Below are 13241 nucleotides of genomic sequence, written 5' to 3'. Positions count from 1 at the left end.
GCCTGGCGAGCGCATTCTCGACTTTCGCCCCCAATCGGTACTAACTAGGCTCGGTCCATGGCCGAGCCCGACCCGCAGGACTCCCTGGACGCCACCACCCGGGCCACCCGCAGCCTCCAGGGTCTCTCCACCGAGCTGACCGCGCGGGTGCCGCAGCTCCTGGAGGCGATGCGTTCCGTCGGCGCGGGGCTGGAACTCCACTCCACCCTGGACCGGATCTGCGAGACGGCGGCCGAGCTCGCCCACGCCCGGTACGCCGCCATCGGCGTCGTCGACGAGCTGGGTGAGGGACTGTCGGACTTCGTCACGTACGGGGTTCCGCAGGAGGTGGCCGACGCGATCGGGCGTCGCCCCGACGGCCACCGGGGTCTCCTCGGCGCGCTGATCCACGACCCCGCCCCGGTCCGGCTGGCCGATCTGTGCACCGATCCGCGGTCCGCGGGCTTCCCGCCGGGGCACCCCTCGATGCGGACCTTCCTGGGGGTGCCCATCCGGGTCCAGGGGGAGATCTTCGGCAACCTCTACCTCACCGAGAAGCGACACGGCGCGGAGTTCACCGACTACGACCTCCACATGGTCCGGGTGCTCGCCACGGAGGCCGGGATCGCCATCGGCAACGCCCGGCTGTACGAGGCGGCGCGGCAGCGGGAGCACTGGATCGACGGTTCGGTCGCGGTCACCACGGCCCTCCTGTCGGGCGGGGACGCCGACGAGGCGCTGTCCGTGGTCGCCGAACAGGCCCGTCGGCTCGCCGACTCCGCCGCGGGGATCGTGCTGCTGCCCGCCGAGGAGGGCGGCCTGGAGATCGTCGCCGTCTCGTCCGACGACCCCGCGTCCTCGCTCGGCGTGATCATCCCGCCCCGGAGCGCGGTGGTGGCGAAACTCCTGGCCGGCGAGGCGGTGTTCATCGACGACTCGGCCACCGACAGCCGGATGGTCACCAGGCTGGCCGACCGGTTCGGCCCCAGCATGATGCTGCCGCTCCACAGCGGCGGCCGGGTGCTCGGCGCGCTGGCCACCCCCCGGGCGCGGGGCGGGCGCCCGTTCACGGCGACCGAGCGGACGCTCGCCACCCAGTTCGCCTCCCAGGCGGCGCTCGCGCTGATGATGGCCGAGGCGCAGCGGGACCGGGAGCGGCTCGCGGTGTACGAGGACCGTGACCGGATCGCCCGCGACCTCCACGACCTGGTCATCCAGCGGCTCTTCGCCACCGGGATGATGCTGGAGAGCGCCCAGCGCCGGTCGGTGGTGCCCGAAGTGCGGACCGGCGTCGGCCGGGCCGTGGACGAACTGGACGTGACGATCCAGGAGATCCGCACGGCCATCTTCGCGCTCCAGCAGGAACCGGCCGAAGCCCCGTCGGGGCTGCGCACCCGCGTACTGCGGGAGATCAACATGGCGGCCGTCCCGCTCGGCTTCAAGCCCTCGCACCGCTTTCTGGGCCCGGTGGACTCGCTCGTCGGCGAGCTGACCGGCAAGAACCTGGTCGCCGCGCTGCGCGAGGCCCTCTCCAACGCATTCCGGCACGCGGAGGCGTCGCTGATCGATGTGGTCGTCGACGCCACGGTGACCCTGCCGGACGGGCGGGCGGCGGTACGCCTCTCGGTCGCCGACGACGGGGTGGGCATCCCTGAGGGCGGCCGCCGCAGCGGGCTGCGCAACCTGGCCCGCCGGGCCGAGTCCCTGGGTGGGTCGAGCCGGATCGAACCGGGGATCGGGGAGGACGGCGGCGGTACGACGGTGGTGTGGGAGGCGCCGTTGTGAGGGCGGCCCGACGGTGATCCCGCAGGGCGGGCGGGGCAGGCCTCACGGGCCCCGCCGGGCCTGCGAGGCGGTGTGCGGGTGTGCTGATGCGCGGGTGTGCGGATAGCGGGGTGTGCGGGTGTGCCGAAAGGTTTCAGCGGGTCTCTGCGCGGGCGGCGAGGATCCGCTCGATGACCACCGCCACCCCGTCCTCCTCGTTGGTCGCGGTCCGGCCCGAGGCGGCGGCCACCGCGTCCGGGTGGGCGTTGCCCATCGCGAAGGAGGCGCCGGCCCAGCTGAGCATCTCGATGTCGTTGGGCATGTCGCCGAAGGCGACCACCTCGGCGGGCGAGATGCCGCGCTCGGAACAACAGGCGGCGAGCGTGGTGGCCTTGGAGACGCCGAGCCCGCTGACCTCCAGGAGCGCGGAGGGGCTGGAGCGGGTGAAGGCGGCCCGGTCGCCGGCGGCCGTACGGGCCAGGGTCAGGAAGGCGTCGGGGGACAGCTCGGTGTGGTGGGCCAGCAGTTTGATCACCGGCGCGCCGGTGCCCGGGGCTTCCTCGTGCAGCAGCTTCTCGGCTCCGGCCACGGCCGCGCCCGGATCCAGGTGGAAGGGCGGGTAGGCCGGTTCGTAGTTGATGCCGGTGGTCATCTCGACGGCGAAGGAGGTGCCGGGGGCCGTCTCGCGCAGGGCGCGCACGACGTGCAGGGCGGCCGCGCGCTCCAGCGGCCGTACGGAGAGCAGGTCGCCGTCCGTCCGCAGGTCGGTGACCACGGCGCCGTTGGCGCAGATCGCCGTACCGTGGCTCTGGACGTGGTCCCGTACGACGTCCATCCAGCGGGCCGGCCTGCCGGTGACGAAGAAGACCTCGATCCCGGCCTCCTCGGCCGCCGCGAGGGCCGCGACCGTGCGCGCGGACAGCGTCTTGTCGTCGCGTAGCAAAGTGCCGTCGAGGTCGGTGGCGATCAGCCGGGTCACGGCGGGAAGAGGCGTATCGGTCACTGAGGTCACCGGCCCATTCTCGCCCACAATGGTGCACGTGCGTGCGGAGGGGCGCACATCTGAGTGGGCAGGACGCTGATCTGCGGAAAAGTCCTCTGGCATATGCCGAGGCCATCAGGTCGCCGTCACCCGTGCGTACGGTCGTAGGCTCAGGGGCATGAGTCTCCGCCTGAGCACCGTGATCCTCCCCGTTCATCGCTGGCACGAGGGCGGTCGCGACCGCTGGCAGCGCGCGGAGGAACTGGGCTTCCACACCGCCTACACCTACGACCACCTGTCCTGGCGGACCTTCCGGGACGGACCGTGGTTCGGGGCGTTGCCCACGCTCACCGCCGCGGCGACGGCCACCGAACGCCTGCGGCTGGGCACCCTCGTGACCTCGCCGAACTTCCGCCACCCGGTCACGCTGGCCAAGGAGCTGATCTCCCTGGACGACATCTCGGGCGGCCGGGTCACCCTCGGCATCGGCGCGGGCGGCAGCGGCTTCGACGCCACCGCCCTGGGCCAGGACGCCTGGACCCCGCGCGAACGCGCCGACCGCTTCGCCGAGTTCGTCCCGCTCCTGGACCGGCTGCTCACCGAGGACGCGGTGACCGAGCACGGGACGTACTACGCGGCGGAGGAGGCCCGCAACATCCCCGGCTGTGTCCAGCGGCCCCGACTGCCCTTCGCGGTCGCCGCGACCGGACCGCGCGGCCTGAAGCTCGCCGCCCGCCACGGGCAGGCCTGGGTCACCACCGGCGACCCCAAGCTGTACGAGAACGGCACCCCGGAGGAGTCACGGGCTGCGCTGCGTGGACAGAACGAGAGGCTCACGGCGGCCTGCGCGGAGATCGGCCGGGACGCATCCGAGCTGGACCGGATCCTGCTCACCGCTTTCACACCGGACCGCAACGGCCCGTTGGAGTCCGTGGACGCGTTCGTCGACTTCGCGGGGCGCCACGCGGAGCTGGGCTTCACCGAGATCGTCATCCACGCCCCGATCCCGGACTCGGTCTTCAACGTTGACCCGGAGGTCTTCGAGCGCATCGCCACCGAAGCGCCCGCGCAGTTGGCGTAGTGACGCGGTGGCGTAGTGGCCGTCTCTCAGGCGCGCAGGCGCAGAAACCGCGGAGGTACGGCGTCGGCGAGCCAGACCCCGTTGGCGCTGACCCGGAAGACATGGCCGGCGCGGTGCATCGCGCCCGCGTCCACGGTGAGGACGAGGGGGCGGCCGCGACGGGCGCTGACCCGGGTGGCCGTCTCCCGGTCGGGGGACAGGTGGACGTGGTGGCGGGCCATGGGGCGCAGGCCCTCGGTCCGGATCGCGTCCATGACCCGGGCGACCGTGCCGTGGTAGAGGTACGCGGGCGGTTCGGCCGACGGCAGGTCCAGGTCGACGGCGACGGTGTGTCCCTGATCGGCGCGGATGCGGTCACCTTCGATGCCGCCCTGGACGCCGCTCCCTACGCTGCTCCGGGCGCCGCGCTCTACGGTGAAGCGCCGTTTGTCGTTGGCGGCGACGACGTGGTCGAGCTCGGCGCGGGAGAGGGTGAATCCGTGCCGGGCCGCGGCGCTCAGCAGCTCCTCGACGGCCACCCAGCCGTTCTCGTCGAGGGTGAGGCCGATGCGTTCCGGCTGATGCCGCAGATGGGTCGAGAGGTACTTGGACACCTTGACGGTGCGACGTTCGTCCATGGCGTCAGAGTGCCCGTGGCGGGCTTGCCCGTGCATCCGCATTTCGGCTCGTCGGCTCCTCACCTCGTCACCTCGTCGGTTCTTCGTTCTTCCGAGGTTCTTCGGCCTTTCTCCTCGGACAGGTTTGATCCACAGCCAACTCCAGTTATCCACAGGCTATATGGCAGTTCTGTGGACAACACTCTTTCGCTTTAGGGGCTTCTGTTGATTTCGCCCTCCTTGGGGTGAGTTGCTGTCAGGTTGTCCAAGGCGCGCGCCTGCACCTCCCGTTCGGTGGCCGCCGCCACGAAAGCGGCGACCCGCTCCGCGCCAACCAGCTTCTGCACGGCCCGTGTTGTCCGAACGGGGAGCAGCACGGGACGCGCCGCGTCCTCGGGGATCGCCTTTTCCTCCGCGCCGAGGTGGTGGTGCAGATGACGTGTCGCGAACGTCCGCATGGCGCGGGCCAGTTCCGCGTCCACCGTCTGCTGTGCGAGGGGCCGCAGACGGCGTACGAGAGACGCCGCCTCGGCCGCGTCGGAGTCGGTGGGCGGCCGGTGGCCGAGATAGCGGGCGAAGACGTGCTCGGTGGTGAACTCCAGGAAACGGGAAGCGATGTGCTCCACCTGACCGCGCAGTTCCCGCAGATGGCCGGAGATCGCGGACAGCGGGACCCCGGCCCCGTACAACTCGACTGCCACCGCCAGCTCTTGCGGACTGGGTACGAGGAACTCGTCGTCCCGGCCGGGCACCCGCTCCAGCACGCCCAGCTCCACCGCCTCGGCGATGGCCTCGTCGTCCTGCCGGCCGCCGAACCTCGCGTCCAGCTCCCGGCGGCTGATCCGGTCGGCCTCCTCGTCCGTCCACGGGCCGTGCACCTCGGCGACCAGACCGAGCACCCCGCCGAGCCCCCGTCCCGCGTCCCACGCCTCCAGCAGCTCCTTGATGCTGGCCAGGGTGTAGCCCCGGTCGAGCAGGTCCGCGATCTGCCGCAGCCGGGTCAGATGGGTCTCTCGGTACACATTGGCCCGTCCGCGCCGCTCGGGCGTCGGGAGCAGTCCCCGGTCCTGATAGGCGCGGATCGTGCGCACCGTGGCACCGCTGGCGTGGGCCAGGTCCTCGATCCGGTACTCGGCGGCCCGGGCCCCGGCCCCGGTCACAGCGGAGGCTTCAGCCGGGCGACGGAGCGCAGGGCCCCGGGGCTCAGCCGGGACAGCAGCCGCGCGCCACGCGCCTCGGGGGTCACCGGCACCACCGCCTGGTTGCGCACGACCGCCCGCAGGATCGCGTCGGCGACCCTCGCAGGCGGGTAGTTGCGCCGCCCGTAGAGACGGCTCGTCCGCTTCCGGAGCCGCTCCTCCTCCGCCGCGTCGGTCCCCGCGAAACGCGTGGTGGCGGTGATGTTGGTGTTGACGATGCCGGGACATATCGCGCTCACGCCGATCGACTTCTCCGCCAGCTCGGCCCGCAGACATTCGCTGAGCATCAGCACGGCCGCCTTCGACGTGCTGTACGCCGGCAGCACCCGGGAGGGCTGGAAGGCGGCGGCCGACGCCATGTTGACGATGTGGCCGCCCTGGCCCCGGTCCGCCATCTGTTTGCCAAAGATCCGGCAGCCGTGGATGACCCCCCACAGATTGACGTCGAGGACCTTCTTCCACTCCTCGCTCGTGGTCTCCAGGAAGGAGCCGGACAGCCCGATCCCGGCGTTGTTGACCAGGACGTCGACGATGCCGTACTCGGCGGCGACCCGGGCGGCGAGCTTCTCCATCGCGGCCTCGTCGCTGACGTCGACCGCCTCGCCCCAGGCCGCGGGCGCCCCGATCAGCCGTGCCATCTCCGCCGTCCGGGCGGCCCCCTCCGCGTCCCGGTCCACGGCCACGATCCGGGCGCCCGCCTCGGCGAACGCGAACGCGGTGGCCCGTCCGATCCCGGAGGCCGCGCCCGTCACCAGGACCAGCTGACCGCCGAACCGCTGTGCGTAGGGGCCTTGCGCGCCCGTCAGCTGCGCGGGCGCGCCCTCCCGTCCGGCGGACTCGATCGCGGTGACGAACTCGTCGATCCAGGCGGCCAGCTGGTCCGGTCGGGTGCGGGGCACCCAGTGCTTGGCCGGAAGCGAGCGGCGCAGCAGTGTGGGGACCCAGTCCTCCAGCCCGTCGTAGAGCCGCTCGGAGAGGAAGGAATCCCCGGTCGGCGTGATCAGCTGGACGGGGGCGTGGGCGTAGGCGTCCGCGCGGGGCCTGCTGAGCCGGGCGCGGACGTTGTCGCGGTAGAGCCAGGCGCCGTGCGCCGCGTCGTCCGGCAGGGAGGCGGTGGGGTAGTCGCCCGCGGGCACCTTCTCCATGCGCTCCAGGATCCGGGGCCACCGCTTCCCGAGCGGGCCGCGCCAGGCGAGCTCCGGCAGGACCGGGGTGTGGAGCATGTACACGTACCAGGACTTCGCACCCTGGCCGAGCAGCTGGCCGACCCGGCGCGGGGTGGGGCGGGCCATCCGGCGCTTGATCCAGTGCCCGAAGTGATCCAGGGACGGACCGGACATCGAGGTGAAGGAGGCGATCCGGCCCTCGGTCCTGCCGACCGTGACGAACTCCCAGGCCTGGACGGACCCCCAGTCGTGACCGACCACGTGCACCGGCCGGTCCGGGCTGACCGTGTCGATCACGGCCAGGAAGTCGTCGGTCAGCTTCTCCAGGGTGAAGCCGCCGCGCAGCGGCTTCGGGGCGGTGGACCTGCCGTGCCCCCGCACGTCGTACAGCACCACGTGCCAGTGCTTGGCCAGCCGGACGGCGACGTCCGACCAGACCTCCTTGCTGTCCGGATAGCCGTGGACCAGCACCACGGTCGGCCGGCCCGCGTCGCCCAGTTCGGCGACGCACAGATCGACGCCTCCAGTGAGCACGCGTCGCTCACGCGCCTGAGACAGATTCACGCCGCCACCTTCTCCTCGGCCCAGCGCCGCACGTGCGGCAGATCGTCGTCCAGCCAGAAAGCGCTCTGCTTGGGGTCCCCGGAGTCGGTGACGACCAGGATCTCCTCGAACTTCGCGCCCGTACCCCGGAATCCGAGGTGGGGTCCGACCGCCCAGAGGCCCGGCTGCGGTGGGTGGTCGGAGAAGCGGTACGGGCTCCACAGCGGCGACCAGCCGTCCCGATGACCGTGCACCGCGTCGCTCATCAGCCCCTTGATGGCCTGGGCGCCGAACCCGAACACCTGCGGCGACCAACGGGGTTCGGCGACGCGGTTGACCTTGTGGGCCAGCACGCCGAAGAGGTGGGCCCGGTGCCTGTTGGCGTACCCCTGCGCGGTCATGAGGCGTTCGACGTCCTCGTATATCTCGCGCAGCGAACGGCGCTCGCGCACCTCGCGCAGGATCAGCTCGCGGTGGGCCTCCAGATCGGCCAGCAGTCTGTCGTGCAGGGGATTGAGGCCGAGGCACCCCGCATACCCGACATGGGCGGTGAAGCCCTTGTACACCGGGGCAAGGTCGAGGATGAACGGCATCCCGGGCTCCAGCTTCCGGTCGGTCGGGAAGAACCGCAGCGGCACCCTGACCCCGGCGAAGGCCGTACGGTCCCCGAACCAGGCGAACGGGAGGTGGAACCAGTCGCGCACGCCGCGCTCGCGCAGCCACGTGCGCTGCATCCGGGCCGCCTCGCGCTCGGTCACCCCCGAACGCAGCTGACCGGCGACCGCCTCCGCGCAGGCAGCGGCCAGACTCTGGACTTCCCTGAACCCCCGCAGCTCCGGGGTGATCTCGTGCTGTACTCCCGCGGTCAAGCCGGTCATGCCACCGTCCGTTCCCTGCCGTGTGCGGTACGCGTCCGTAACGTGACACTGATGAATGTGACCATGTCCGGCGGCTGCGTCAAGGGGGCCGCATGTCCTGTGGACAAGTGGGGTGCCGGGCGCCCCGCCTGTGGAGAACTCCGCCCCCCGCCGGTGGGAACGGGCACCACCCCGCCTGTGGGGACTGCGCACCGCCGCCGCCCGTGGGAACCCGGGCAACCGGCCCCTCTGGAGGGCCCCGGGCGCACCCACGCCCCGGCCGCGGGCGCACCCACGCCCCGGCCCCGGGCGCACCCACGCCCCGGAGTCCGGGCCTTGTCCTCCGCGGGGTCCCCCTACGGGCGCGTACTCCTGGAGTCTGACGTGGATCCAGCCATCAGGGCTGACGACCCCTGTGGCCCGCGCCACTAACGTCGTTGCCGTGACAGCCGTTATCGCTACCGAAGCCCTGAGCATGCGGTTCCCCCGGGTGACCGCGCTTGACCGGCTCACGTTGGACATCGGACCGGGTGTGACCGGTCTGGTGGGTTCCAACGGAGCCGGCAAGTCCACACTGATCAAGATCCTGCTGGGTCTCTCCCCCGCCACCGAGGGCCGGGCCGCAGTGCTCGGGCTTGACGTGGCGACCAGCGGCGCCGCCATCCGGGAACGGGTGGGGTACATGCCCGAGCACGACTGCCTGCCGCCCGACGTCTCGGCGACCGAGTTCGTCGTGCACATGGCCCGGATGTCGGGGCTGCCTCCCACCGCGGCCCGTGAGCGCACGGCCGACACCCTGCGCCACGTAGGCCTCTACGAGGAGCGCTACCGGCCCATCGGCGGCTACTCGACCGGCATGAAGCAGCGGGTCAAGCTGGCCCAGGCCCTCGTCCACGACCCCCAGCTGGTCCTCCTCGACGAGCCGACCAACGGCCTGGACCCGGTCGGCCGTGACGAGATGCTCGGCCTGATCCGCCGGATCCACACCGACTTCGGCATCTCCGTGCTGGTGACCTCGCACCTCCTGGGCGAACTGGAACGCACCTGCGACCACGTCGTCGTCATCGACGGCGGTACGCTCCTGCGCTCCAGCTCCACCAGCGACTTCACGCAGACCACCGCGACCCTCGCGGTCGAGGTGACCGACAGCGACGCCCATCCCGACGGCACCGGCGCGCTGCGCAAGATCCTCACCGACGCCGGGGTCACCCTCATCGGCCACGACGGGATCGACGCGGAGGGGCTGCCGGGCGCGGGCCACATCCTGCTGATCGAGGCGGCCGGCGAGGACACGTACGACCTGGTCCGCGACAGCGTCGCCGGACTCGGGCTCGGCCTGGTCCGCATGGAACAGCGCCGCCACCACATCGCCGAGGTCTTCCGTACCGAACAGGGCGGGGCGCACAGCACCGCCGTCCCGGCCGCGGCCGCCACCGCCGGGGCCGTACAGCAGAAGGGAAGCGGTCGCGATGAGCACTGAGACCGGGACCGCGGCCGGGCGCGACGCCTCCCGGATCCACAACATCGGCTACCGCTCCTACGACGGACCGCGGCTCGGCCGGGCCTACGCCCGCCGCTCCCTGTTCTCGCAGACGCTGCGGGGCTCCTTCGGACTGGGCCGTTCCGCCAAGTCCAAGGTGCTCCCCATGCTGCTGTTCGGCGTGATGACGCTGGTCGCGGCGATCCTGGTGGCGGTCTCCATGGCCGCCCCGGACGCCAGCAAGCTGGTGGTCGAGTACACCTCGTACGCGATCTACCTCCAGGCCGTCATCGGCCTGTTCATCGCCGCCCAGGCGCCGCAGGCGGTGTCCAGGGACCTCCGGTTCAAGAGCGTCCCCCTGTACTTTTCGCGGCCGATCGAACGCGCCGACTACGTGGGGGCGAAGTTCGCCGCCACCGCCGCCGCGCTCTTCATCCTCACCGGCGCGCCGCTGCTCGTCCTCTATGTGGGCTCTCTGCTCGCGAAGTTCGACTTCGCCGATCAGACCAAGTGGTTCGGCCAGGGACTGGTGTCGGTGGCGCTGCTGTCCGTGCTGTTCGCCGGCCTCGGCCTCGTGATGGCCGCCCTGACCCCCCGGCGCGGCTTCGGCGTCGCCGCGGTGATCGCCCTCCTGACCATCACCTACGGCGCCGTCTCGACGGTCCAGGCCATCGCCTGGGAGACCGGGTCGGAGGGGGCCGTGCAGTGGCTGGGCCTCTTCTCGCCGATCACGCTGATCGACGGCGTCCAGACCGCGTTCCTCGGCGCCCCCTCCGCCTTCCCCGGAGGGGAAGGCCCGGACGCCGGCACCGGCGTGGTCTATCTGTTCGTTGTTCTCGCGCTCGTCGCCGGCTCGTACGCCGTTCTGATGCGCCGCTACCGGAGGGTCGGGCTGTGACCACCATCGAGATCGACCACACCTCGCGCTGGTTCGGCAACGTGGTCGCCGTCAACGACGTCTCCATGACCGTGGGGCCCGGCGTCACCGGACTTCTCGGCCCGAACGGCGCCGGAAAGTCCACCCTCATCAACATGATGGGCGGATTCCTCGCCCCCTCGACGGGGAAGGTCACGCTCGACGGCCGGCCGATCTGGCGCAACGAAGCCGTCTACAAGAAGATCGGCATCGTCCCGGAGCGGGAGGGGATGTACGACTTTCTCACCGGCAAGGAATTCGTCGTCGCCAACGCCGAACTCCAGGGCCTGGGCGGGGCCGAGGCGCAGAAGGCGCTTGCCACGGTCCAGATGGAGTACGCGCAGGACCGCAAGATCTCCACGTACAGCAAGGGCATGCGCCAGCGCGTGAAGATGGCGTCCGCGCTGGTCCACGAGCCCTCGGTGCTGCTCCTGGACGAGCCGTTCAACGGGATGGACCCGCGCCAGCGGATGCAGCTGATGGAACTGCTGCGGCGGATGGGGGACGAGGGGCGCACGGTCCTGTTCTCGTCACACATCCTCGAAGAGGTCGAGCAGTTGGCCTCGCACATCGAGGTGATCGTGGCCGGCCGTCACGCCGCGTCCGGCGACTTCCGGAAGATCCGCCGGCTGATGACGGACCGCCCGCACCGCTATCTGGTGCGCTCCAGCGACGACCGGGCCCTCGCGGCCGCGCTCATCGCCGACCCGTCCACGGCGGGCATCGAGGTCGACGTGACCGAGCAGGCGCTGCGTATCCAGGCCGTCGACTTCGGGCGGTTCACCGAACTGCTGCCGAGGGTGGCCCGTGAGCAGTCCATCCGGCTGCTCACCGTCTCACCGTCCGACGAGTCCCTCGAATCGGTCTTTTCCTACCTCGTAGCGGCCTGAGTAGTGGCCTGAAAGGAGCTGTGCACCGTCATGTACGACCCCACAGTCGCCCGGCTCACCTACCGGGCCCTGCTCGGCCGGCGCCGGGCCGCCATCCTGTTCGTCCTGCCCGCACTGCTGCTGCTCATCGCCGCGGCCGTGCGCATGTTCGCCGGAGCCGATGACCAGATCGCCTCGGACGTCCTCGGCGGTTTCGCCATCGCCACGATGGTGCCGCTGATCGGCGTGATCGCGGGCACCGGGGCGATCGGCCCCGAGATCGACGACGGCTCGATCGTCTATCTGCTCGCCAAGCCCGTGAAGCGGCCCACGATCATCTTCACCAAGCTGATCGTGGCCATCGCGGTGACCATGGTGTTCTCCGCCCTGCCGACGCTTCTCGCGGGCCTGATCCTCAACGGCAACGGCCAGCAGGTCGCCGTCGCCTACACGATCGCGGCGCTGGTCGCCTCGATCGCGTACAGCGCGCTGTTCCTGCTGCTCGGCACGGTCAGCCGACACGCGGTCGTCCTCGGCCTGGTCTACGCGCTGGTCTGGGAGGCCCTGTTCGGCAGCCTGGTGGCCGGGGCTCGGACGCTCAGCGTCCAGCAGTGGTCCCTGGCGGTCGCCCAGAAGGTCGCGGGCGACGGCGCGGTGACCTCGGAAGTCGGCCTGCCGCTCGCCACGGTCCTGCTGGTCGCGGTCACGGTCGCCGCCACCTGGTACGCGGGCCAGAAGCTGCGGGCGCTGAAGCTGGCAGGCGAGGAGTGAGCCTTCCGGCCTGAGCTCCGCGCGCCCCGACGACCCCCGCCCTTTCGGACATGGGCGGGGGTCGTCGTATGAGCGGACAGATGTGCGCGTGACCGTACGTTTATCGGGTCGTTGGGCAGGGTGCGTGGAGGCAACTGGAATCCGTGGCGTCGTAGCGATCGTGAAATAGGGGAATGCCGGTACCGGGTGAGGCTCAGCCCACCGGATCGGTCATCGAGTGAGTGGCAACCGTGAGCGTCCTCCACCCCTGAAGCCCGGGGTGTGGGCCGTCCTTGTCATTCCCTCGTACGAAAGGCACACCCATGCCCACGGAAGTCGCCCTGCTCGAATCGCGCGCGTTGCGCGTGGAGCAGATGGGGCGCGTCGACGTCCTCGACAAGGTGAAGAGCCTGGTCATGCTCCCGGACGGAATTCACGTTCGCACAGAGGAGGTGGCTCGTTACTTCGAAGTATCCACAGGTGCGGTCAAAAGGCTGACCGATCGGCACCAGGAGGAGTTGACCGAGAGTGGGCTGCGCGTGTTGCGCGGCGCTGACCTGCAGTCCTTCCATGGCGACATGATGTCGCTATGGGCCCGCGAAGGGGTGGAGAGTTATCCACAGGCGGCCACGCAGCTGCGGCTCTACACCCGCCGCACCGTCCTCAACGTCGCCATGCTTCTTCGCGACAGCGACATTGCTCGCTGCGTGCGTACGTACCTCCTCGACGCCGAGGAGTCGCTGCGCACGCAGTACGCCTCCCTCGACCAGCGCGTCACGCGCATCGAGAGCTGCCTCACCGGCGTCGGCAGTGCGCTGCAGGAGCTGGGGCCGGTGCTGGTGCGGATGTCGGAGCGGCTCGACAGTCTGGACCGCAAGGTGGAGGTGACGCACCAGGTGGTCGGGGCGATGAGCCTGCGGCTGACGGATGTGCGGCAGGACGTCGCCCGCCTGGACGGGCGGCTGGACTCCTTCGCCCGGCAGCTGAAGGATCTGCGCCGCCGTAGCGGGCAGCGCGGGTAGCGCAAGCAGCGCTGACACACCGGCGGCCCGGCACCGT

At 71.0% G+C, this 13241-nt stretch carries 12 protein-coding genes; 7 read left to right on the top strand and 5 right to left on the bottom strand.

Annotated features, from left to right (window positions below; all coding sequences use genetic code 11):
• Positions 1 to 57: 57 nt before the first annotated feature.
• The gene (locus N7925_RS17710) at positions 58 to 1764 is read left to right on the top strand and encodes a GAF domain-containing sensor histidine kinase (protein ID WP_274344426.1); all 1707 of its coding nucleotides are present in this window, start codon (positions 58 to 60) and stop codon (positions 1762 to 1764) included.
• A gap of 133 nt (positions 1765 to 1897) precedes the next feature.
• Here N7925_RS17710 and N7925_RS17705 read toward each other — a convergent pair whose 3' ends face one another.
• On the bottom strand, positions 1898 to 2755 hold the full coding sequence (locus N7925_RS17705; protein ID WP_265600541.1) for an HAD family hydrolase: 858 nt from the start codon (positions 2753 to 2755) through the stop codon (positions 1898 to 1900).
• A gap of 148 nt (positions 2756 to 2903) precedes the next feature.
• Here N7925_RS17705 and N7925_RS17700 point away from each other — a divergent pair, with 148 nt between their 5' ends.
• Positions 2904 to 3806 (top strand): LLM class flavin-dependent oxidoreductase, encoded by a 903-nt coding sequence (locus N7925_RS17700; protein ID WP_274344425.1) that lies wholly within the window; start codon positions 2904 to 2906, stop codon positions 3804 to 3806.
• Between the two features lie 26 nt (positions 3807 to 3832).
• Here the strand turns inward: N7925_RS17700 and N7925_RS17695 are convergent, their stop codons facing one another.
• From N7925_RS17695 to N7925_RS17680, 4 genes are all read right to left on the bottom strand, one after another.
• The gene (locus tag N7925_RS17695) at positions 3833 to 4423 is read right to left on the bottom strand and encodes an RNA 2'-phosphotransferase (RefSeq protein WP_274344424.1); all 591 of its coding nucleotides are present in this window, start codon (positions 4421 to 4423) and stop codon (positions 3833 to 3835) included.
• Positions 4424 to 4614: 191 nt separating this feature from the next.
• Positions 4615 to 5562 carry a MerR family transcriptional regulator gene (locus N7925_RS17690; protein ID WP_265600538.1) on the bottom strand — a complete coding sequence of 316 codons (948 nt, stop codon included), beginning with the start codon at positions 5560 to 5562 and terminating at the stop codon, positions 4615 to 4617.
• The gene (locus N7925_RS17685) at positions 5559 to 7331 is read right to left on the bottom strand and encodes an SDR family oxidoreductase (protein WP_274344423.1); all 1773 of its coding nucleotides are present in this window, start codon (positions 7329 to 7331) and stop codon (positions 5559 to 5561) included. The genes N7925_RS17690 and N7925_RS17685 overlap by 4 nt, the downstream gene beginning before the upstream one ends.
• On the bottom strand, positions 7328 to 8188 hold the full coding sequence (locus N7925_RS17680) for a M24 family metallopeptidase (protein ID WP_265600536.1): 861 nt from the start codon (positions 8186 to 8188) through the stop codon (positions 7328 to 7330). Before N7925_RS17680 ends, N7925_RS17685 begins: the two co-directional genes overlap by 4 nt.
• 454 nt (positions 8189 to 8642) lie before the next feature.
• Here N7925_RS17680 and N7925_RS17675 point away from each other — a divergent pair, with 454 nt between their 5' ends.
• The 5 genes from N7925_RS17675 to N7925_RS17655 all read left to right on the top strand — a co-directional run bounded on the left by N7925_RS17675 (position 8643) and on the right by N7925_RS17655 (position 13204).
• Positions 8643 to 9647: an ABC transporter ATP-binding protein gene (locus tag N7925_RS17675; protein WP_265603916.1), complete on the top strand. Its 1005-nt coding sequence runs from the start codon at positions 8643 to 8645 to the stop codon at positions 9645 to 9647.
• Positions 9637 to 10545 carry an ABC transporter permease subunit gene (locus N7925_RS17670; protein ID WP_265600535.1) on the top strand — a complete coding sequence of 303 codons (909 nt, stop codon included), beginning with the start codon at positions 9637 to 9639 and terminating at the stop codon, positions 10543 to 10545. Before N7925_RS17675 ends, N7925_RS17670 begins: the two co-directional genes overlap by 11 nt.
• Positions 10542 to 11453 (top strand): ABC transporter ATP-binding protein, encoded by a 912-nt coding sequence (locus N7925_RS17665; RefSeq protein ID WP_265600534.1) that lies wholly within the window; start codon positions 10542 to 10544, stop codon positions 11451 to 11453. Before N7925_RS17670 ends, N7925_RS17665 begins: the two co-directional genes overlap by 4 nt.
• A gap of 30 nt (positions 11454 to 11483) precedes the next feature.
• Positions 11484 to 12203, top strand: a complete 720-nt coding sequence (locus N7925_RS17660) for an ABC transporter permease (RefSeq protein WP_265600533.1) — start codon at positions 11484 to 11486, stop codon at positions 12201 to 12203.
• 302 nt (positions 12204 to 12505) lie between these two features.
• Positions 12506 to 13204, top strand: a complete 699-nt coding sequence (locus N7925_RS17655) for a hypothetical protein (RefSeq protein WP_265600532.1) — start codon at positions 12506 to 12508, stop codon at positions 13202 to 13204.
• Positions 13205 to 13241: the final 37 nt, after the last annotated feature.

This window comes from Streptomyces sp. CA-278952 (assembly GCF_028747205.1).
In the GTDB taxonomy this organism is placed as follows: domain Bacteria; phylum Actinomycetota; class Actinomycetes; order Streptomycetales; family Streptomycetaceae; genus Streptomyces.
Note: the sequence above shows the minus strand (reverse complement) of the source record. Positions and strands in the feature narration are given on the sequence as shown.

Excerpts from the sequence above, each read along its gene's own strand:
- N7925_RS17655 (WP_265600532.1), top strand. The coding sequence starts at position 12,506 with ATGCCCACGGAAGTCGCCCTGCTCGAATCGCGCGCGTTGCGCGTGGAG.
- N7925_RS17660 (WP_265600533.1), top strand. The coding sequence starts at position 11,484 with ATGTACGACCCCACAGTCGCCCGGCTCACCTACCGGGCCCTGCTCGGC.
- N7925_RS17675 (WP_265603916.1), top strand. The coding sequence starts at position 8,643 with ATGCGGTTCCCCCGGGTGACCGCGCTTGACCGGCTCACGTTGGACATC.
- N7925_RS17680 (WP_265600536.1), bottom strand. The coding sequence starts at position 8,188 with ATGACCGGCTTGACCGCGGGAGTACAGCACGAGATCACCCCGGAGCTG.
- N7925_RS17700 (WP_274344425.1), top strand. The coding sequence starts at position 2,904 with ATGAGTCTCCGCCTGAGCACCGTGATCCTCCCCGTTCATCGCTGGCAC.
- N7925_RS17670 (WP_265600535.1), top strand. The coding sequence starts at position 9,637 with ATGAGCACTGAGACCGGGACCGCGGCCGGGCGCGACGCCTCCCGGATC.
- N7925_RS17710 (WP_274344426.1), top strand. The coding sequence starts at position 58 with ATGGCCGAGCCCGACCCGCAGGACTCCCTGGACGCCACCACCCGGGCC.
- N7925_RS17695 (WP_274344424.1), bottom strand. The coding sequence starts at position 4,423 with ATGGACGAACGTCGCACCGTCAAGGTGTCCAAGTACCTCTCGACCCAT.